The 18,633-nt window shown below is 64.1% G+C and carries 17 protein-coding genes, 1 tRNA gene and 2 pseudogenes; 11 read left to right on the forward strand and 9 right to left on the reverse strand.

The genetic code is table 11. The features are described from left to right. Positions 1-31: 31 nt before the first annotated feature. Positions 32-796, reverse strand: coding sequence for a hydroxyacylglutathione hydrolase (gene gloB / locus C7W88_RS09230; protein ID WP_118073312.1), 765 nt, complete (start codon positions 794-796; stop codon positions 32-34). 95 nt (positions 797-891) lie between these two features. Continuing rightward, positions 892-2,598 carry a 30S ribosomal protein S1 gene (gene rpsA, locus C7W88_RS09235; protein ID WP_039334259.1) on the reverse strand — a complete coding sequence of 569 codons (1,707 nt, stop codon included), beginning with the start codon at positions 2,596-2,598 and terminating at the stop codon, positions 892-894. A gap of 283 nt (positions 2,599-2,881) precedes the next feature. On the opposite strand from rpsA, the gene C7W88_RS09240 reads away from it, so the two are divergent. Next, the gene (locus C7W88_RS09240; RefSeq protein WP_162895971.1) at positions 2,882-4,165 is read left to right on the forward strand and encodes an adenylate/guanylate cyclase domain-containing protein; all 1,284 of its coding nucleotides are present in this window, start codon (positions 2,882-2,884) and stop codon (positions 4,163-4,165) included. Here the strand turns inward: C7W88_RS09240 and C7W88_RS09245 are convergent. The 3 genes from C7W88_RS09245 to aroA are packed head-to-tail and all read right to left on the reverse strand — an operon-like array spanning position 4,162 to position 6,364. Further along, positions 4,162-4,791 carry a d(CMP) kinase gene (locus C7W88_RS09245; RefSeq protein ID WP_118073314.1) on the reverse strand — a complete coding sequence of 210 codons (630 nt, stop codon included), beginning with the start codon at positions 4,789-4,791 and terminating at the stop codon, positions 4,162-4,164. The two genes, C7W88_RS09240 and C7W88_RS09245, sit on opposite strands and share 4 nt — an antisense overlap. Further along, complete coding sequence (locus tag C7W88_RS09250) at positions 4,788-5,045, reverse strand: permease (RefSeq protein ID WP_118073315.1); 258 nt, start codon at positions 5,043-5,045, stop codon at positions 4,788-4,790. The genes C7W88_RS09245 and C7W88_RS09250 overlap by 4 nt, the downstream gene beginning before the upstream one ends. Further along, positions 5,042-6,364 (reverse strand): 3-phosphoshikimate 1-carboxyvinyltransferase, encoded by a 1,323-nt coding sequence (gene aroA / locus C7W88_RS09255; protein WP_118073316.1) that lies wholly within the window; start codon positions 6,362-6,364, stop codon positions 5,042-5,044. The genes C7W88_RS09250 and aroA overlap by 4 nt, the downstream gene beginning before the upstream one ends. 199 nt (positions 6,365-6,563) lie before the next feature. Here aroA and C7W88_RS09260 point away from each other — a divergent pair, with 199 nt between their 5' ends. From C7W88_RS09260 to C7W88_RS09275, 4 genes are all read left to right on the forward strand, one after another. Beyond that, the gene (locus C7W88_RS09260; protein WP_118073317.1) at positions 6,564-6,881 is read left to right on the forward strand and encodes a TIGR02300 family protein; all 318 of its coding nucleotides are present in this window, start codon (positions 6,564-6,566) and stop codon (positions 6,879-6,881) included. A gap of 153 nt (positions 6,882-7,034) precedes the next feature. Then, positions 7,035-7,110 (forward strand) — tRNA-Ala (locus C7W88_RS09265). Positions 7,111-7,278: 168 nt separating this feature from the next. Next, entirely contained in the window at positions 7,279-7,869 is a 591-nt protein-coding gene (locus C7W88_RS09270; RefSeq protein ID WP_118073318.1) for a hypothetical protein, read from the forward strand. Continuing rightward, on the forward strand, positions 7,869-8,576 hold the full coding sequence (locus C7W88_RS09275; RefSeq protein WP_118074683.1) for a hypothetical protein: 708 nt from the start codon (positions 7,869-7,871) through the stop codon (positions 8,574-8,576). Before C7W88_RS09270 ends, C7W88_RS09275 begins: the two co-directional genes overlap by 1 nt. Before the next feature lie 45 nt (positions 8,577-8,621). On the opposite strand, the gene C7W88_RS09280 is transcribed toward C7W88_RS09275, so the two are convergent. Further along, positions 8,622-9,563, reverse strand: a complete 942-nt coding sequence (locus C7W88_RS09280) for an isopenicillin N synthase family oxygenase (RefSeq protein WP_118073319.1) — start codon at positions 9,561-9,563, stop codon at positions 8,622-8,624. A 64-nt stretch (positions 9,564-9,627) separates the two neighbouring features. Between C7W88_RS09280 and C7W88_RS09285 the strand changes: the two genes are divergently transcribed. The 3 genes from C7W88_RS09285 to C7W88_RS09295 all read left to right on the forward strand — a co-directional run bounded on the left by C7W88_RS09285 (position 9,628) and on the right by C7W88_RS09295 (position 10,753). Beyond that, complete coding sequence (locus C7W88_RS09285; RefSeq protein WP_118073320.1) at positions 9,628-10,071, forward strand: EVE domain-containing protein; 444 nt, start codon at positions 9,628-9,630, stop codon at positions 10,069-10,071. 80 nt (positions 10,072-10,151) lie between these two features. Next, positions 10,152-10,334 carry a CsbD family protein gene (locus tag C7W88_RS09290; RefSeq protein WP_118073321.1) on the forward strand — a complete coding sequence of 61 codons (183 nt, stop codon included), beginning with the start codon at positions 10,152-10,154 and terminating at the stop codon, positions 10,332-10,334. 161 nt (positions 10,335-10,495) lie between these two features. Continuing rightward, on the forward strand, positions 10,496-10,753 hold the full coding sequence (locus tag C7W88_RS09295) for a hypothetical protein (protein ID WP_118073322.1): 258 nt from the start codon (positions 10,496-10,498) through the stop codon (positions 10,751-10,753). Here C7W88_RS09295 and C7W88_RS09300 read toward each other — a convergent pair. Then, positions 10,754-12,063 (reverse strand): annotated as a pseudogene (locus C7W88_RS09300) (MFS transporter). Positions 12,064-12,200: 137 nt separating this feature from the next. Here C7W88_RS09300 and pgsA point away from each other — a divergent pair. Beyond that, positions 12,201-12,794, forward strand: a complete 594-nt coding sequence (gene pgsA / locus C7W88_RS09305) for a CDP-diacylglycerol--glycerol-3-phosphate 3-phosphatidyltransferase (protein ID WP_118073323.1) — start codon at positions 12,201-12,203, stop codon at positions 12,792-12,794. A gap of 149 nt (positions 12,795-12,943) precedes the next feature. Then, complete coding sequence (gene chrA, locus C7W88_RS09310) at positions 12,944-14,263, forward strand: chromate efflux transporter (RefSeq protein ID WP_118073324.1); 1,320 nt, start codon at positions 12,944-12,946, stop codon at positions 14,261-14,263. Positions 14,264-14,533: 270 nt separating this feature from the next. On the opposite strand, the gene C7W88_RS09315 is transcribed toward chrA, so the two are convergent. Together C7W88_RS09315 and rnd are read right to left on the reverse strand one after the other, a co-directional pair. After that, positions 14,534-15,430, reverse strand: coding sequence for a hydrogen peroxide-inducible genes activator (locus C7W88_RS09315; protein WP_118073325.1), 897 nt, complete (start codon positions 15,428-15,430; stop codon positions 14,534-14,536). Between the two features lie 6 nt (positions 15,431-15,436). Next, positions 15,437-16,653 (reverse strand): annotated as a pseudogene (gene rnd, locus C7W88_RS09320) (ribonuclease D). 189 nt (positions 16,654-16,842) lie between these two features. Between rnd and aspS the strand changes: the two are divergent. Further along, entirely contained in the window at positions 16,843-18,624 is a 1,782-nt protein-coding gene (gene aspS / locus C7W88_RS09325) for an aspartate--tRNA ligase (RefSeq protein WP_118073326.1), read from the forward strand. The last annotated feature ends 9 nt before the right edge of the window (positions 18,625-18,633 follow it).

Below are 18,633 nucleotides of genomic sequence, written 5' to 3' on the forward strand. Positions count from 1 at the left end.
CAAGTCAACTCACGCTTTAGCAGGATCGGCGTCAGCGGAAAGTGTCCTTGGCCTTGCGCAGGGCGGCAAATGTCTCTTCCGGCGACGATCCGCCCCAGCGCGCGGCCATGTCGGCATCGTCGGCGCGCAGGAAGGGGTTGGCGGCGAGTTCGGCGGCGAGCGTGGTGGGTACCGTCCATTCGCCACGCTCGCGCTTTTCATCGACGCCCCGGGCATAGGCGGAGAGGGCCTTGTTGTCCGGATCTGCGAAGAGAGCGAATCGGGCGTTGGACTGGGTGTATTCGTGGGCGCTGTAGAGCGTCGTTTCGGCGGGTAGGGCCTTGAGGCGCAGGAGGCTCGCCCAGAACTGCGGCGGGGTGCCTTCGAACATCCGGCCGCAGCCGAGCGGGAAGAGGGCGTCGCCGACGAAGGCTACCGATGCTGCGGGCAGGTGGTAGGCGCAGTGGCCCATGGTGTGGCCGCCAACGTCGATGATGGTCGCGGTGAAGCTACCAAGCTGAACTGTATCGCCCTGGCCCACGGTGCGATCCACGGCGGCGATCTTTCCGGCGTCGTCTTCCGGTGCGATGATTGTGCAACCTGTTGCCGCCTTGATCGCCTCGTTCCCGCCGGCATGATCGGGGTGCCAGTGGGTGTTCCAGATCTGGGTGATGCGCCAGCCCTTGGCCGCGGCCTCGCGCAGGTAAGCATCGGCGTCCGGCGTGTCGATGCAGGCTGTCTCGCCGCTCCCGGTATCGTGGACGAGGAAGCCGTAGTTGTCGGACAGGCAGGGGAACTGGTGGATCTGTAGGGTCATGGGGCAAGCTTAGCGCCGCCTTCCGGACAAAGCAAAAGCCCGCCCGGATTTCTCCGGACGGGCCTTGCTGTTCAGTGCCTTGAAGGCGGTGAAGCTTACTGCTTCGCCTTCAGAGCGGCGCCGAGGATGTCGCCCAGCGAGGCGCCGGCATCCGACGAGCCGTACTGTTCCACGGCTTCCTTCTCTTCGGCCAGCTGGCGGGCCTTGACCGAGAAGTTCGGCTTCTTCGAACGATCGAAGCCGGTGACCATGGCATCGAGCTTCTGGCCGACCTGGAAGCGGTCCGGACGCTGTTCGTCACGGTCGCGGCCCAGATCCGAGCGCTTGATGAAGCCGGTTGCGCCGTCTTCGCCAGCCTGCACTTCGAGGCCGCCATCGCGGACTTCGAGTACGGTGACGGTGACGACTTCGCCGCGACGCAGCGAGCCAGCACCGGCAGCCGAAACGCCACCAGCAGCCGGAGCGCCCTTTTCAAGCTGCTTCATGCCGAGGCTGATGCGTTCCTTCTCGACGTCGACGTCGAGAACCACGGCCGAAACCTGCTCGCCCTTGCGGTGCAGAGCCAGCGCGTCTTCGCCCGAGATGCCCCAGGCGATGTCCGACATGTGGACCATGCCGTCGACGTCGCCATCGAGGCCGATGAACAGGCCGAATTCGGTCGCGTTCTTGACTTCGCCTTCCACGGTCGAACCGACCGGGTGCTTTTCTGCAAAGGCTTCCCAGGGGTTCTGCTGGGCCTGCTTGAGGCCGAGGCTGATGCGGCGCTTGTCGCTGTCGACTTCCAGAACCAGCACGTCGACTTCCTGCGAGGTCGAGACGATCTTGCCGGGGTGGACGTTCTTCTTGGTCCAGGACATTTCCGAAACGTGGACGAGGCCTTCGATGCCGGCTTCGAGTTCCACGAACGCACCGTATTCGGTGATGTTGGTGACGGTGCCCGAGAGCTTCGCACCGACCGGGTACTTGGCGGCAACGCCATCCCACGGATCGCTTTCAAGCTGCTTCATGCCGAGGCTGATGCGCTGCGTATCCTGGTTGATGCGGATGATCTGCACCTTGACGGTATCGCCGATGGCGATGACTTCCGACGGGTGGTTGACGCGCTTGTAGCTCATGTCGGTGACATGGAGCAGGCCGTCGATGCCGCCGAGGTCCACGAACGCACCGTAATCGGTGATGTTCTTGACCACGCCGTCGATGATCTGGCCTTCCTTGAGGTTCTGGATCAGGCCCGAACGCTGTTCGGCGCGGGTTTCTTCCAGCACCGCACGACGCGAGACGACGATGTTGCCGCGGCGGCGGTCCATCTTGAGGATCTGGAAGGGCTGCGGCATGTCCATCAGCGGGGTCACGTCGCGGACCGGGCGGATGTCTACCTGCGAGCCGGGGAGGAAGGCCACGGCGCCGTCGAGGTCGACGGTGAAGCCGCCCTTCACGCGGCCGAAGATCACGCCTTCAACGCGCTTGCCTTCGCCAAATTCGTTCTCGAGCTTGTCCCAGGCGGCTTCGCGGCGGGCGCGGTCGCGGCTGAGCATTGCTTCGCCGTCAGCGTTCTCGACGCGGTCGACGTAGACTTCGACTTCGTCGCCGACCTTGAGGCCGTGCGCCTGGCCGGGGGCGGCGAATTCGCGCAGGGCAACGCGGCCCTCGCTCTTCAGGCCCACGTCGATGACGGCCTTGTCGTTTTCGATGGCGGTGATGGTGCCCTTGACGACGCGGCCTTCGAAGCCACCGTTGGCGGCGCCGCCAAGCGATTCGTCAAGCAGCGCGGCGAAATCGTCGCGCGACGGGTTGGTAGCCATTATCCAAGCTTCCTGTTTCTAGGTATCCCGGCCAGGCGGTTGTTTCCGCCGGTCTTTCCTCCACGTACCGCCCCATGCGGGCCGTGGGCCAAAAAGGGCCGAACCGCCCCGGAGCCGAATGCTGCCGAAGGCATCCGATCGGGCGAACGCCTTCACGGACGGGCGGCGCTTAGGCGCATGGGCCGGGAAAAGCAAGGAAAATGGGGCGCTTTGCGGCTTTGGCTCGGGGCGGGGAGAACCTGTTAAGTATCGGCTGATACAGAACATTGCGAGGAGAACCGCCATGGAGCAACCGGGGGTGTTCAGCACGTTTGGCGACCGGGCCACGGAAGCCCGCTACAACGAGACTGCGCGAACGCTGCGCACGCCGTTCGTGCGGCTCTACGCGGTCCTGTTCATGTCTGTCATGCTCGCCTATTCGGTGGTCAATCCGCTCTATCTTCACCCGGTCGAAAACGCCCGTCTGGCATTCTGGCTGGGCGTGGCCTTGATGACGACCGGCATCTACATCGGCGCCACCTTCTGGCGGGACTATGTCCGCCACCCAATGGTCGATTTCGCTGCCTTGCTGGCGATTTCGTTGATCGTGGCCCGGATCAACTTCGTGCTGTTCGATCACCTCCTGCACATTCACGACGATCTTCATGCGGTGGGCGTGGTCAACCGCCTCGCCATCACGGCATTTGCTGCGGTAACGCTGGCCGGCCGTCCGCGATTGTTCCTGGCGTGGCTGGGTTGCGACCTGATCGGCTGGCTCGGGCAAGTCCTTCCCGGACAGGCGGCAGACGCCGCACTGGCCTATGCGCTGCTCAGCTATCTGAGCGGCGCGCTGGTCATGGCCGCGATCAATCTTGCCGTCGGCCGGACGAGCAGGGCCGCATTCATGCTGGCGGATTCACTGGATGCAGAACGAGCGCGGAACGAGGAGCTGGTGCTCAACATGCTGCCGCCGACGGCAGTCGAGCGCATCCGCACCGGGCAGATGGTGGCCGATTCCTATGCCGATGCGAGCGTCATCTTCATCGACATGGTCGGCTTCTCGAAGCTGGCGAAGCGGGTGTCGCCGGGGCATCTGGTGGAGCTGCTGAACAGCTTCTTCAACCACGCCGACGCCTGCGCGCGCGAGCATGGAGTCGAGAAGGTCAAGACGGTCGGAGACGCCTACCTCGCCATTGCAGGCGGCAACGTACCGAGTGGCAACAGTGCAGATGCGGCCATTGCCTTTGCCCGTGCCGTGCTTTGCGGCGTCGACGAACTGCGCAGGGTTGCCGGCGTTGACGAAGTCGGGCTGAGAGCAGGCATCCATTCCGGACCGGTCGTCGGCGGCGTGATCGGGGCGACCCGCATGGCCTATGACTATTGGGGCGACACCGTGAACATTGCCGCGCGCCTCGAAGGCACTGCCGCCGCCAATGGCATCGCCATTTCTGAAAGCACCTGGCTGCGGGCAACCGATCGGTCGTCGTTCGGCCCGCCGAACATGATCGCGCTGAAAGGTGTCGGCGAAACCTGTGTTTTCCAGACTGCGGTGGTGGACGCCACCGGCGAAGGCAAGGCTGCGGCCTAGCCCTTCGCCGCGATCTGCTTTTCGACCAGAGCAATCGCCGTCGCCATGGCCATTTCCTTGGTCAGGTTCGAGGTGTCGAGCAGCGCTGCGCCTTCCGCCTGCCGTAGCGGGGCTTCAGCGCGGTTGCGGTCGCGTTCGTCGCGGGTCGCAAGGTCTGCTTCGATTTCGGCCCGTTCGACGTCCTTGCCGAGCTGCTTCATTTCCACCCAGCGGCGCATCGCGCGTGCGCTTACGCTGGCCGTGACGAAGAGCTTGGCGTCGGCGTGGGGGGCGATGACGGTGGCGATGTCGCGGCCGTCGAGGACGGCGCCGCCGGGTTGGCCCGCAAAGGCCTGCTGGCGTTCGAGCAGCGCGGCGCGGACGGCGGGGTGGATGGAGACGCGGCTGGCATAGCCACCGGTCTCTTCGCTGCGCAGTTCGGGGTCAGCCAGCAGGCTTTCCGGAAAGGCGCAGGCGGCGAGGGCTGCTGCGGGATCGTCCGGGTTGCCGCCGCTCAGGAACACCTGCCGGCCCACGGCGCGATAGAGCAGGCCGGTGTCGAGGTGAGGCAGGCCGTAATGCGCGGCGAGCGCCTTGGCGATGGTGCCCTTGCCCGAGGCGGTCGGGCCGTCGACGGCGATGATCACGGGTTCGAACTCCGGTTGCGGAAGGCCTTCACCAGCCCCCATATCGCAATTGCGGCCCAGAAGAACTCCAGCACGAACGAGGCGGGGTTCATGTTGAACAGCAGCGAGATCGTCAGCAGCGCGGCGCCGAGCAGGTTCACGCCGTGCTGGACGAAGGGGTTGGGCTGGTCCTGCCGGGTGGCGTAGCCGTAGGCGAAGATGATGCAGGCGGTGCCGCAGAAGCCGATGATGTTGGCCAGATCATGGCTGGTCAACGCGTTGCGCCCTCGAGCAGGCTTTCGAAGACCGGGAAGCTGGTGGCGATGGGGCGGGTGTCGTCAACTTCGACGCCGCGCTTGCTGGCGATGCCGGCAATGGCCATCGACATGGCGATGCGGTGATCGAGGTGGGTGACGACGCTGGCGCCTTCCGCCGTGCCGGGGAGCGGATCGCCGCCGGTGCCGTCGATGATCAACCCGTCCTCGGTTTCGGTGACCTTGGCTCCGGCGAGTTCCAGCGCGGCGCGCATGGCGCTGATGCGGTCAGATTCCTTGACGCGCAGTTCCTCGAGCCCGGTGGTGACAGTACGGCCCCTGGCGAGGGCGGCGGCGACGAACAGGATCGGGAATTCGTCTACCATGCTCGGCACCACGGCGGGATCGACGTCGATGCCGTTGAGCAGCGAATTGCGCACGCGCAGGTCAGCCACGGGTTCGCCGCCAACGTCGCGGCGGTCGAGTTCCTCGATGCTGCCGCCCATCAGGCGTAGCACGTCGAACAGCGCGGCGCGGGTGGGGTTGAGGCCGACGTTCTCGACAATCAAGTCAGAGCCTTCGACCAGCAGTGCGGCGACGACGAAGAAGGCGGCGGAGGAGGGATCGCCGGGGACGACGATGTCCTGCGGCTTGAGTTCAGCCTCGCCGCGCACCTTGATCACGCGCGCGCCGTCATCGGCCATGTCGACGGTGAGCTCCGCGCCGAAGCCGCGCAGCATACGCTCGGAATGGTCGCGCGTGGGGATTGGTTCGATGACGGTGGTCACGCCGGGGGTGTTGAGCCCTGCGAGGAGGATGGCGCTCTTCACCTGCGCCGAGGCGACCGGGAGGCGGTATTCGATCGGCACGGCGGGCGAGATGCCGCGCAGCGTGAGCGGGAGGCGGCCGCCGGGGCTGGCGGTGAATTCCGCGCCCATGGTCGAGAGCGGGTCGATCACGCGTCCCATCGGGCGCTTGGACAGCGAGGCGTCGCCGACGAACGTTGCCGTGATCGGGTGGCTGGCGACGAGGCCCATCAGCAGGCGCGTCGAGGTGCCGGAGTTGCCCATGTCGAGCGCCTGTTGCGGCTGCAAAAGGCCGCCAACGCCGACGCCGTGGACGTGCCACATGCCATCGGCATCTCGCTCGATGGTCGCGCCCATGGCGCGCATCGCTGCGGCGGTGGAGAGGACGTCCTCGCCTTCGAGCAGGCCGGTCACGCGCGTTTCGCCAACGGCCAGGGCGCCGAGCATGATCGAGCGGTGGCTGATCGACTTGTCGCCGGGCACGCGGATGCCGCCCTTGAGCGGTCCGTTGGCAGTGAAGCGGCGGGGGCGCATCTGCGCCGGATCGTGAGAGGACACGGAATCTCTACTTTCGAAGCGGGAAGGGCCGATAAAGCGCGCGGCTTTTGACAGCAGCGCGCCGCTATGGCAAGGCGCGCCCTCTCTTGATTCCGCGGGAGCGCGGACCCATCAAGCGTGCAGTTTCTCCGCCCGGCGATGTTCTGTCCTGCCGGGCCAGTCTTGAGGAAGTTTCATGGTCAAGCCGGAATGGGGCGCCAAGCACAGCTGTCCGAAGTGCGGCACCCGCTTCTACGATCTGGGCAATGCTGACCCGATCACCTGCGTCGAGTGCAAGTACACCTGGACCGCCGAGCCGGTGCTCAAGTCGAAGCAGCCGATTCCGTACGAAGAGATCCAGAAGGAAAAGGCCGACGTCGCGCCTGACGTCGATCTGGCCGACGAGGATCTCGACATCGACGAGGACGGCGATTCGCCGGACAACGACGTGGACCTCGGCGGTGACGATGATCTGGGCGTTGCTGGCCACGACGGCGACGACGACGAAGTTTGATGTTTTCGGGGTCGGTTTTCGGGCCGGCCCCAAAAAATTTCCCGGGACGGTTTTTTCGTCTTGCCAGCCAAGACAACCTCCCTTAGAGGCGCGGCTCCCGGCGAGATACACCGCTGGAACGGTTCGCCTCCCAGGGCGAACCTGATGGGAAATGGGGCCTTAGCTCAGCTGGGAGAGCGCCTGCATGGCATGCAGGAGGTCAGCGGTTCGATCCCGCTAGGCTCCACCATCCCTACTTCTAAAGGCCGCCTTCGGGCGGCCTTTTGCGTTGGTGCACCAGGCTTTCGAGGCCGGCGATGTGATCAGCCCGTCGCGCCGCGATTGACGAAGATCACAGCCTTGCTAGCGTTCAATCAACTAAAGGGCCGCACAAGCTACATTGTTGGAAAGACTTGTCATGCGTCGCGCGCCCACGCCTTTCGCCACCTCCTGCCGCATCACGGCAACTTTCGCCGCCATTGCCCTGGTGGCAAGCCAGGCTTCGGCCCAGTTCGGGGGTTTCAGCATCCCGTCCATCCCGCGCAGTTCGTCGTCATCGCAGAAAAGCACGGACGGCTGCCCCAAGGGCAAGAGCAAGAGTGCCGGGTCGTCGGTCCTTGGGGGATTGCTCGGGCAGGGCATTGGCCGTGCAGCCAGTTCGGCTGGCATTGGCAGCTATTTTCCCTCCGCCGAGTTTGCGGACACCCTCACCAATGCGATCGCCTGCCGCCTCGATCCCGAGGAGCAGAAGCAGGCTGCCGAGGCAACGGTGGAAGCGACACGTGGCGAAGAGGTGGGCAGCAGCTCGTCATGGACGTCGAACACGCGCGAGAACGTCTCGGGCACTTCGACAATCACCGCGCGCAATGACGAGGTAGCTTCGAACGGAGCGGTTGGACGCCAGTGCATCACCGTGACCGACGTCATCATCGTCAACGGTGAGGAGACCACTGCGAACAAGCGCATGTGTCGCGCGCCGGGCTCGGCACGTTACTCGCTGGCGGCCTGATGCGGCTGGTTCTCCCGATTCTTGCCTTGCTGCTGGGCACCGGGGCCGCAAAACCGGTCGCAATGGACCCACGGAACCCGACATGCCCTGAAAAGCCGGATTGGGGCGTTGCCAAGGCGATGACGCTGACCCCCGTCGACAAGGGCGGCAAGCGGGTGCTGATCGCCGATGGCATCATCGATTCGCGCCTGCCTGAACGGCTGAAGGCGGCAATCGATGCGGACGAGCGGATCGAGGAGGTCTGGCTGAAATCGCGCGGGGGGGATGCTGCGGCCGGAAATCGTGCGGGGAAGGTGATTCGGTCCTACCCCGGCATGGTCACCCGCATTCCTGCGGGGTGGACCTGTTTTTCTGCCTGCAATTTCGTGTTCATGGGGGGCGATCGCCGCTTTGTGGAGCCCGGCGGCATGTTCATGGTCCACATGTTTACGCACACCGGCGACCGCGACGTGATCGAGATATCGGTCGACGAAGGCACCGAGGAGACGACGCGGCTGATCGGAGAGATCGAGCAGGCGAGTGCGCTTCTCGCCAGCGAGGACAACGATTTCCTGATCCGCATGGGTATCAGCCGCAAGCTGCTGACCGAGGTGATGTACAAGCAGCAGGCAGTGGCGACCAAGGAGAACCCTTCGACGCGCTATTGCCTGAGCCAGGACGAGGTGCGGAAGTACAACGTCGTCCCGGTGGAGCGGCCTGCGGGATGAGAGTGCGACACCGCGCTTAGGGATGAAGCGCGGCGTCGCTCACCTTCACTTCTTCAGCCCGATCTCGCGCAGGCGTTCCTGCAGGTAGTCATCAGCGGTGATCGAGACCGGGTAGCGGTCGGGGTTCTGCGGCGTGATGCACTGGTCCAGCGTCTTGAAGGGGAAGTCGCTGCGCAGGTGCAGGAAGAAGGGCATGGAATAGCGACTGTGGCGGGCGCGCTCGCCTTCGGGGTTGCGCACGCGGTGCGTGGTCGAGGGCAGGACGTGGTTGGTCAGGCGCTGCAGCATGTCACCGATGTTGACGACCAGCGCGCCTTCGGGTGGCGAGACGCCGATCCATTCGCCCTGCTTGGTCAGCAGTTCGAGACCCGCTTCCTCGGCGCCCAGCAGCAGCGTGATCAGGTTGATATCCTCGTGCGCGCCGGCGCGAATTGCACCGGGCTCCGCATCGGCAGGCAGCGGCGGATAGTGCAGCAGGCGCATGACCGAGTTGCCATCCTCGATCGCCGGATCGAACCAGTGCTCATCGAGCCCCAGCCACACCGCGATGCGCGAGAGAATGCGCGCGCCGACGCGGTCGAATTCGGCATAGAGCGCTTCGAAAGTCTCGCGGAAGCCAGCGGGGCGGGTTGGCCAGATGTTTGGGAACATCGACATCGCAGCGAGTGGATGGTCCGCCGGCAGATCGCGACCGACGTGCCAGAATTCCTTGAGGTCGTGGCGCTTGGCGCCCTTGGCGATCTCGGTGCCGAACGGTGTGTAGCCGCGTGCGCCGCCGAGTCCATCGATGTGGTAGCTGCGCTTTTCATCCTCGGGCAGGGCAAAGAATTCGGCAGTGAGCGCCCAGGCGCGTGCGATCAGGTCGGCATCGATACCGTGGTCACGAACCATGGCAAAGCCGAAGCTCTGAAAGGATTCGCCGAGGTCACGGGAAAGCGTTGCGGGCTCGCTCTTGAGCGAGATCACCGGCAGGGTTTGCAGGGGCATGGTGTTCCAGTTCGGAAAATTGTCGCTATGGAAACCGCCTGTAACGGGATTCGCGTGGGGTTTCATGACCAAAATCAACATTGCCGACACCGCTGGCCGCAACTTGTGGCTGATGAAGTCCGAACCGGACGTCTACGGCTGGGATGACCTTATCGCCGAGGGCGAGGGGACATGGGACGGCGTGCGCAATCACCTGGCTGCGCGCAACCTGCGCACGATGCAGGCGGGTGATCTGGCGTTCTTCTATCATTCCAACATTGGCGTTGAAGTGGTCGGCGTGATCGTGATCAGCGAAGGCGGGCTGACCGATCCGACCGACCCTGAAGGCAAGTGGGCGGCGGTCAAGGTCAAGCCTGTCGAGAAGCTGCCGCAAACGGTCACCCTGAAACAGATCAAGGCGACGCCGGAACTCCAGGAGATGGATCTGATCCGTCTTTCGCGACTGTCCGTGGGCTCGGTGCGGCCGGACGAATGGAACCTTATCCTGCGCATGGCAGGAGCGGTTTGAGCCGGAACCGAGGGGGATTCGGCGCGTATTGATCTCCGTGGGAGCGATGAAACGTCGCTGAAGATTCAAGGAGATCCAAGATGGGTGAACTGACCGATCGAGCCAAGGGCCTCGCCAACGAAGCCATTGGTAACACCAAGCAGGCAGCGGGCAAGGCGACCGACAATGCCCGCCTTCATGGCGAAGGCGTCGCGCAGGAGCGCAAGGGTGAGGCGCAGCAGGCGGCCGGCAAGGTCAAGGGCGCGCTTGGCGACGACATCTGATCTGTTGCCAGAACAGTTTTGATCGGCAAGCCGATCACCGGAGGCCGTCCCTGATGGGGCGGCCTCTTTCTTATTGCGCCAGACTGTCCCGAACAGGCACGCCTGCAAAAAGCGCGAGATGGCGGGATACCGGAAGGTGAATAAAGCGTTAAGGTTCGGTCATGACCATGTCGCCCAGCACCGCCTACGGCACCGCACGCCACCCGTTCCGCGCCCAACTGCCCCGCCATGCCTTGCGCGAATTGCCACGCCATGAACCGGAAGTGCTGGCGGCGATGAAGCGGGCGGAGGCTCTGCTGCGCGAAACAGATATACGGTCGGAGCCGGTCAATCTGCGGCAGATATCCATGCAGGACTTGCGCGACTTCCTGATCGCCTACTGTGCCTGCTTCCTGGCAGTCATGGTGTTTATCGCCTGATCAGGCTGCCTTGGCGGCTCGTTCCGCGCGGTAGAGCAGGTAGCCCAGCCAAGCCGAGACGACGCACATCGCGGCGCCAAGCAGCAACTGATCGACAATGGCAACCCCTGCTGCGCTGAGGCCCACCGCGAGCAGCGAGCCTACCACCATGGCCCCGGAATTAACGATGTTGTTGGCAGCGATCGTGCGGGCTGTTTCCGACTTGTCGACCACGGTCGTCAGGAAAGCGTAGAGCGGTACGACGAACATCCCGCCCGCCACGGCGATGCCGAGCAGGCATAGCAGCAGAGGGATGGCGAGGGGTTGGGCGATGAAAGTCGACACGTCCATCAGCGGCATGCCGGGATGCGCGGGCCAATAATCACATACCTGATGGAAGGCGGCGATGAACAGGCCCATCACGATCACCGACGCGGGCGAATAGCGCGCCGAGACGGTCCCCTTGAGCAGCGCGTTGATCGACATCGAACCGATGGCAATGCCGATCGAGAACATCACCAGAAAGAGGCTTGCCACCTCCTTGCTGGCAGAAAGCACGTTCTTGGCAAGGGGCGGGAACTGGATGAACAGCACGGTGCCGACGGTCCAGAAGAAGCTGATCGCCACGATCGCCATGAACACTTGTCGGTGTCGCGTCGTGTTACGGATCAGTCTCCACGATGACGTGAAGACGTTGAAATCGATCTTCTGTGCCTCGATCATCGGCGGGGCAGGGGGACCTGCCGACCGGAGAAGTATCCAATCAATGCAGTGACGACCACGCCGCCTGCCGCCACTTCGACGGGGATCCAGCCCGCCAGAATCGTGCCGGCAAGGATCGCGATATAGGTGCCGGCTTCGACCAGTCCGGTGCCCGCCAGCACTTCGCCGTCGTGCAGATGCTGCGGCAGGATGGCGTACTTGATCGGGCCGAAGAAGGTGGAGTGCACGCCCATCGCCAGCAGGGCTGCAAGCATCAGAGGAATGGCGATCTGTTCGACTTCGACGCCCATCCACGCGAGTACCAGGCCGGTTCCGCCAACAAGCATGATGGCGATTTCGCAGGCCTTGACGATCCGGATGATCTTCGCCTTGTCGCGCATGTCGGCAAGTTGACCTGCCAAGGCAGAAAGCAGGAAGAACGGCAGGATGAACAGGCCAGAAGCGATGGCCGAGAAACGCGCTTCGGCGGCTTCCGAATTGTAGACGCTGTACACCACGTACAGGACCATCGCGTTCTTGTAGAGATTGTCGTTGAAAGCCCCCAGCAACTGGGTGACGAACAGCGGCAGGAAGCGGCGCGTGCGCACCAGATGCGTCGATGTTGTCATGAACCCTTTGCCGACATCTCTTCTTGAGCGCACCCTTAGCCCGGTGAGGATTGCGGGCAAGAGGTTTTGCGGTGGCTGCCCTAAGCGGTGAATGTTGCGATTCCGTTTGGCGCCAATGCAGGCTATGCCTGTCGTCGATGCTGACGTTGCCCAACCTGCTCACCCTGTCCCGGATCGTGACCGTGCCTTTGCTGGCGGCCTTGCTGTGGTGGCCTGAGTGGCGCCTTGGCTACGGTCTTGCATTCGGCGTCTATTGCCTGATGGGGATCACCGACTATTTCGACGGCTATCTTGCCCGCGCCCAAGGGGCCGTAAGCAAGCTTGGCGTATTCCTCGATCCGATTGCCGACAAGATCATGGTGGCGGCGGTGATCCTTGTGCTGACGGCGCAAGGCGTGCTGCGCGGGCCCTACGTTGGCGACATGCACGTGATCGCCGGACTGGTGATCCTGCTGCGCGAGATTGCGGTGTCCGGTTTGCGCGAGTTTCTCGGGGGGCTGCGGGTCTCGGTGCCGGTCAGCCGCCTCGCCAAATGGAAGACGACGTTCCAGATGGTCTCGCTTGGCGCGCTGATCCTTGGGCAGGCCCTGCCGGAATGGCTGATGACGGCAGGAAGCCTGACGGTGAACGTGCCTCATACCGTCGGCCTCACCACGCTGTGGGGCGCTGCAGTGCTGACCGTAGTCACGGGGTGGGACTACCTGCGCGTCGGCCTCAAGCACATGGATTAAGCCGGTTGCGGTTCCCGATGACGACCGTTAAATGAGCGCTACTGGATGTCCGGGGCGATGCAACCTCCCGGTCAGGCGTTCTGCCATGGCAGAAGCCCAAGCGTTGCCTGTACGGCCCGCTTTGCGGGCCGCAGGTGAATGGGCCGCTCATGAGTGAACGTGCAGATCTGTTGAATACACCCGATTTCTCCGAGCTGGTGCGCGTGGGCGCGCGGATCGGCTGCCTCAGTTTCGGCGGTCCGGCCGGGCAGATCGCCCTGATGCATCGCGAACTGGTGGACGAACGCCGCTGGGTAAGCGAGGACCAGTTCCTTCACGCGCTGAATTTCTGCCATCTTCTACCAGGCCCGGAAGCGCAGCAGCTGGCCACGTGGATTGGCTGGAAACTGCACGGCACTCGCGGCGGGCTGGCCATGGGACTGCTCTTCGTCCTGCCGGGGGCCGTAGTGATTCTCGCGCTGTCGATGCTCTATGCGGCCGCTGCGGGTCTGGGCTGGTTCTCCGCCCTGTTTCTCGGCATCAAGGCCGCCGTCCTGGCGATTGTCGTGCAGGCGCTTTTGCGCATTGCCGGGCGCGCGCTTGGCACGCCGACCAAGAAGATCATTGCGATGGCGGCCTTCATTGGGTTGGCAGCATTCGCCGTGCCGTTCCCTGTGGTCGTTCTGGGAGCAGGATTGTTCGGGATGGTGCTTGCAAAGCGCCGGCCGGATTTGCTCGGGGTCAAGGCCAGCGCGCCGGTCGAGCCCAGCGGTCCGCGCCCTTGGGGCGCAACGATGCGCACTATTGCCGTGGGCGGGATGATCTGGGCACTGCCCTTGGCTCTGGTGCTGACAACTTTGGGTGCCGACCACGTGCTGTGGAAGATCGGCGTGTTCTTCTCCCAACTGGCAGTCGTTACCTTCGGCGGGGCCTATGCCGTGCTTTCCTATATGGCGCAGCAGGCGGTCGACGGGTTTGGCTGGCTGCGGCCCGGCGAAATGGCCGATGGGCTGGGCCTTGCCGAGACAACGCCGGGGCCCCTCATCATGGTCACTCAGTTCGTGGGCTACCTTGCCGCGTTCCGCTCGCCGGAGCCATTCGGCCCCTACCTTGCCGGATTTCTGGGGGCCGTGCTGACTACGTGGGTCACATTCGTGCCGTGCTTCATGTGGATTTTCGCTTTCAGCCCATGGCTGGATCGGCTGGAGAACGCGCCGCGTCTGAAGGGCGGGCTGGCGGCGATCACTGCGGCGGTGGTGGGCGTGATTGCGAACCTCACGCTGTGGTTCGTCCTGCACGTGCTGTTTGCACGCATTGCGCCGATCAGCGCAGGGCCTATCACGCTGGACTTGCCTGACATCGCCTCCCTTGACTGGAAAGCGCTGGTGATCACGGTTGCAAGCGCGGTGATGATCTTCCGTCTGCGCATGGGCATCATCACTACGCTAGGCGTCTGTGCGCTGGCGGGGCTCGTGCTGGCGGGGGTCTAGGCGGCGTGGACAAATTCCACAGCGCCACGGCTGGAGGCAAAAACCGCCAGTTCAAGGAGGCGAGGAAGCGCAATATCGGGAATATTGTGCGACGAGCCGACGCCGAAATGGCGGTTTTTGGTCCAGCCCCGCAGGGGTTGCCCTGTAAAAGGCCTTGGCAGCGTTGCTCGGCCTTGAAAGAGACCCACTCTTCCTGCGTCCTCGCGCCTCGCCAAGGCCTTTTACAGGGCAACCGTGGCGTTGTGGAATTTGTCCACGCCGCCTAGGAGATCAATCGGTCCGGAGTTCCTGCGCCAGCATCCTGAACTCCTCCGCGCGCGGGCTGTTGCGGCGCCAGACGAGGGCGATATCGCGCCAGGCGTGGTCAGCCTTCAGCGGGCGGGCGACGATCTGGGTATCGTGCAGGATGCCAGCGTCGATTGCCATCTGTGGCAGCATGGTGAGGCCGAGGCCGTTGTCGACCATCTGCACCAGCGTGTGCAGCGATGTGCCGATCATCGTGGCGCTGGCGCGCATTTCGGGGCGGTTGCAGGCGGCCAGGGCATGCTCTTTCAGGCAGTGGCCGTCTTCGAGCAGGAGCAGGCGGTTTTCGTCGATCAGGTCTGCGGTGATCGTTGCCGGAGGATCGCGCGGATCGTCCTTCGGGAAGGCGACAAGCAGCTCGTCCTTGAACAGGAACTCGCTTTCCACTTCGCCGGTGGCATAGGGGAGGGCAAGCAGCACGCAGTCGGCCCGGCCATGGTGGAGCGATTCGATCGCTGCGGCACTCGGCTCCTCGCGCAGGAACAGCTTGAGCTGAGGGCGCTCCTTGCGCAGGCGCGGCAGGATGCGCGGGAGCAGGAACGGCGCGATCGTCGGGATCACGCTCATGCGCAATTCACCCGCCAGCGGGGCGCCGTGGCTCTGCACCAGTTCGGAAAGCTCCTCGGCCTCGCGCAGCAGTCGATGTGCCTTGGCGACCACCTGATTGCCCAGCGGCGTGAAGCGCACGACGCGGCGGGTGCGTTCGACCAGCACGACGCCCAGCAGCGATTCCAGTTCGCGCAGGCCGGCTGACAGCGTCGATTGCGATACGAAGCACGAATCCGCCGCACGCCCGAAATGCCCATGCTCGTGCAGGGCCACTAGGTATTGCAACTGCTTGAGCGTGGGCAGGTACGTGCTCATCTTGACCTATTCATCCACGTGGACGACGACTTCGGGCTGCTCCGACGTGCCGCCGATGTCGTCGATATGCGCCATCTTGAGTCGTCCGTTCACCACCGCGAATGCCAGCTTGCCTTCTACAAGTTCAAGCGCGTCGCGGCCGAACTGTTCGAAGCGCCAGCCTTCGAGGATCGGGAGGTTCTTGCGCTGACCGGCTGCCAGCAGTTCGAGATCGTCCGTCCGCGCAAGAAGGCGCGCCGCGATGTCGATCTCGCGGCTGCGGATCTTGAGCAGGAGCTTGAGCAGATCGGCGACCAGCGCGCCTTCCTTGCCGAGCGGCGCACCGCGCGGTGCCTTGGGCGGCATCTCGGCATCGGTCAGCGGCTTGGCGTCAGCCAGCGTCTGCATCAGGCGGCGGCCGATGTCGTTATCCTTCCATCCCGTCGACAGCCCGCGCACCTTGGCAAGGTCCTGCTGCTCCTTGGGCGGGTGGCTGGCGATATCGGCCAGCGTTTCATCGCGCATGATCCGCCCACGCGGGATGTTCTTGTCCATCGCCTCACGCTCGCGCCAGGCAGCAAGCGCCTTGAGGCGGCCGAGCACGCCGGGATTGCGGCTGGGCGCGCGGATCTTCTGCCAGACGGTGTCCATGTCGGTCCGGTAATTTTCCGGATCGGCGAGCTTCTCCATCTCGATGTCGAGCCATTCGCCACGGCCCGTCTTGATCAGACGCTTGAGCAGCTTGGGGAAGATCTTCGACAGGTGGGTAACGTCGCCGATGGCGTATTCGATCTGGCGTTCGGTCAGCGGGCGACGCGACCAATCGGTAAAGCGCGCGCCCTTGTCGATCGAGAAGCCCAGCCACGATTCGACGAGGTTGGAGTAGCCGATCTGTTCGGACTGGCTGACCGCCATCATCGCGATCTGGGTATCGAAGATCGGGTGAGGGGTCTTGCCGGTGAGGTTGTAGATGATCTCCACGTCCTGCCCGCCGGCATGGAAGACCTTGAGCACGTCCTCGTTCTCGCACATCAGGTCGAGCAGGGGGACAGGTCGATGCCTGGGGCCAGCGGATCGATCGCCGCCGCTTCCTTGTCATCGGCGATCTGCACCAGGCACAGTTCCGGCCAATAGGTGTTCTCGCGCATGAACTCGGTGTCGACCGTGATGAAATCGGCCTTTGCCAGACGCTCGCACAAGTCGGCCAGAGCGTCGGTCGTCGTGATCAGGGGATGTATCTTCATCGGTCTTTTCTGTATGGCGCGCCGATAAGGGCGACCAGGTGGTGCTCCCTGCCGGGGGCTTCGGCTGGCCCGCCCTCCTTCGTCGGCCTAGTCGGCGTTGGTAGGGGCGTGGCTTGACAAAAGCGCGGCCATCGCCTGTTAGCCGCCCATTCCCCCTGCCCGATTGCAGACCGATTGGAAAGAGTTTCGATGCACCTTTACCGTTCCCATACCTGCGGCGCCCTTACGCGCGGTGATGTCGGGCAGACCGTCCGCCTTTCGGGCTGGGTGCACCGCAAGCGCGATCACGGTGGCGTGTTGTTCGTCGACCTGCGCGATCATTACGGTATGACCCAGATCGTCGCGGACGCCGACAGCCCGGCGCTGCCGATCTTGGAAGCGCTGCGTGTGGAATCGGTCGTGACGATCGACGGCGAAGTCAAGGCGCGCTCGGAAGGCACGGTAAATGCCAACCTCCCGACCGGCGAGATCGAAGTTTTCGCGCGCGGCGCAACCGTGCTGTCGGCTGCCGAGGAACTGCCGATGCCGGTGGCAGGTGAGCAGGAATATCCGGAAGACATCCGCCTGCGCTATCGCTTCCTCGACCTGCGCCGCGAGACGCTGCACGCCAACATCGTAACCCGCACCAAGGTCATTTCTGACATGCGTCGCCGGATGGAAGGCGCAGGGTTCACTGAATATTCGACGCCGATCCTCACCGCGTCCTCGCCCGAAGGCGCGCGCGACTTCCTCGTGCCGAGCCGCATCCACCCGGGCAAGTTCTATGCGCTGCCGCAGGCGCCGCAGCAGTACAAGCAGCTGCTGATGGTTGCGGGCTTCGACCGTTACTTCCAGATCGCCCCCTGCTTCCGCGACGAGGACCCGCGTGCCGACCGTCTGCCGGGCGAGTTCTACCAGCTCGACCTCGAGATGAGCTTTGTCACCCAGGAAGAAGTCTGGGAGACGATGGAGCCGGTCATCGGCGGCGTGTTCGAAGCCTTTGCGGGCGGTCGTTCGGTCACTCCGACCGGCAGCTTCCTGCGCATTCCCTATGCCGAAGCGATGCTCAAGTACGGTTCGGACAAGCCGGACCTGCGTAACCCGATCATCATCTCGGATGTCTCGGAGGAGTTCACCCAGTCGGGCTTCGGTCTGTTCGAGAAGATCGTCGGCACCGGCGGCGTCGTGCGCCTGATCCCGGCGCCGGGCACCGCGGACAAGAGCCGCAAGTTCTTCGACGACATGAATGACTGGGCGCGCAGCGAAGGCCATGCAGGGCTTGGCTACGTCACCCGCAAGGGCGGCGAATTCGGCGGCCCGATTGCCAAGAACCACGGGGCCGACAAGATGGCCGCGCTGTTCGATAGGCTCGGTCTCGGCCCGGATGACGGCTGCTTCTTCGCCGCTGGCAAGGAGAGCCAGGCCGCCAAGCTTGCAGGCGCTGCCCGCACCCGCGTCGCCGACCAGCTTGGCCTGATCGACAAGGACCGCTTCGAGCTGTGCTGGATCGTGGACTTCCCGTTCTATGAGTGGGACGAGGAAAACAAGAAGGTCGAGTTCAGCCACAACCCGTTCTCGATGCCACAGGGCGGAATCGAGGCGCTGAACACGCAGGATCCACTGACGATCAACGCCTTCCAGTACGACCTCGTTTGCAACGGCTTCGAGATCGCCTCAGGCTCGATCCGCAACCAGTCGCCCGAAACGATGGTCAAGGCCTTCGAGATCGTTGGGCTTTCGAAGGCGGACGTCGAGGAGCGTTTTGGCGGCCTCTACCGCGCCTTCCAGTATGGCGCGCCGCCGCACGGTGGGATGGCCGCAGGCGTCGATCGCATTGTCATGCTGATCTGCGGAGCGCAGAACCTGCGCGAAATCACGCTGTTCCCGATGAACCAGCGTGCCGAGGATCTGCTGATGGGCGCGCCCTCTCCGGCCGCACTCAAGCAGCTGCGCGAGCTCAACATCCGCGTCGTCGAGCAGACAAAAGGCTGAGACGGACAG

Source organism: Novosphingobium sp. THN1 (assembly GCF_003454795.1).
Lineage (GTDB): Bacteria > Pseudomonadota > Alphaproteobacteria > Sphingomonadales > Sphingomonadaceae > Novosphingobium.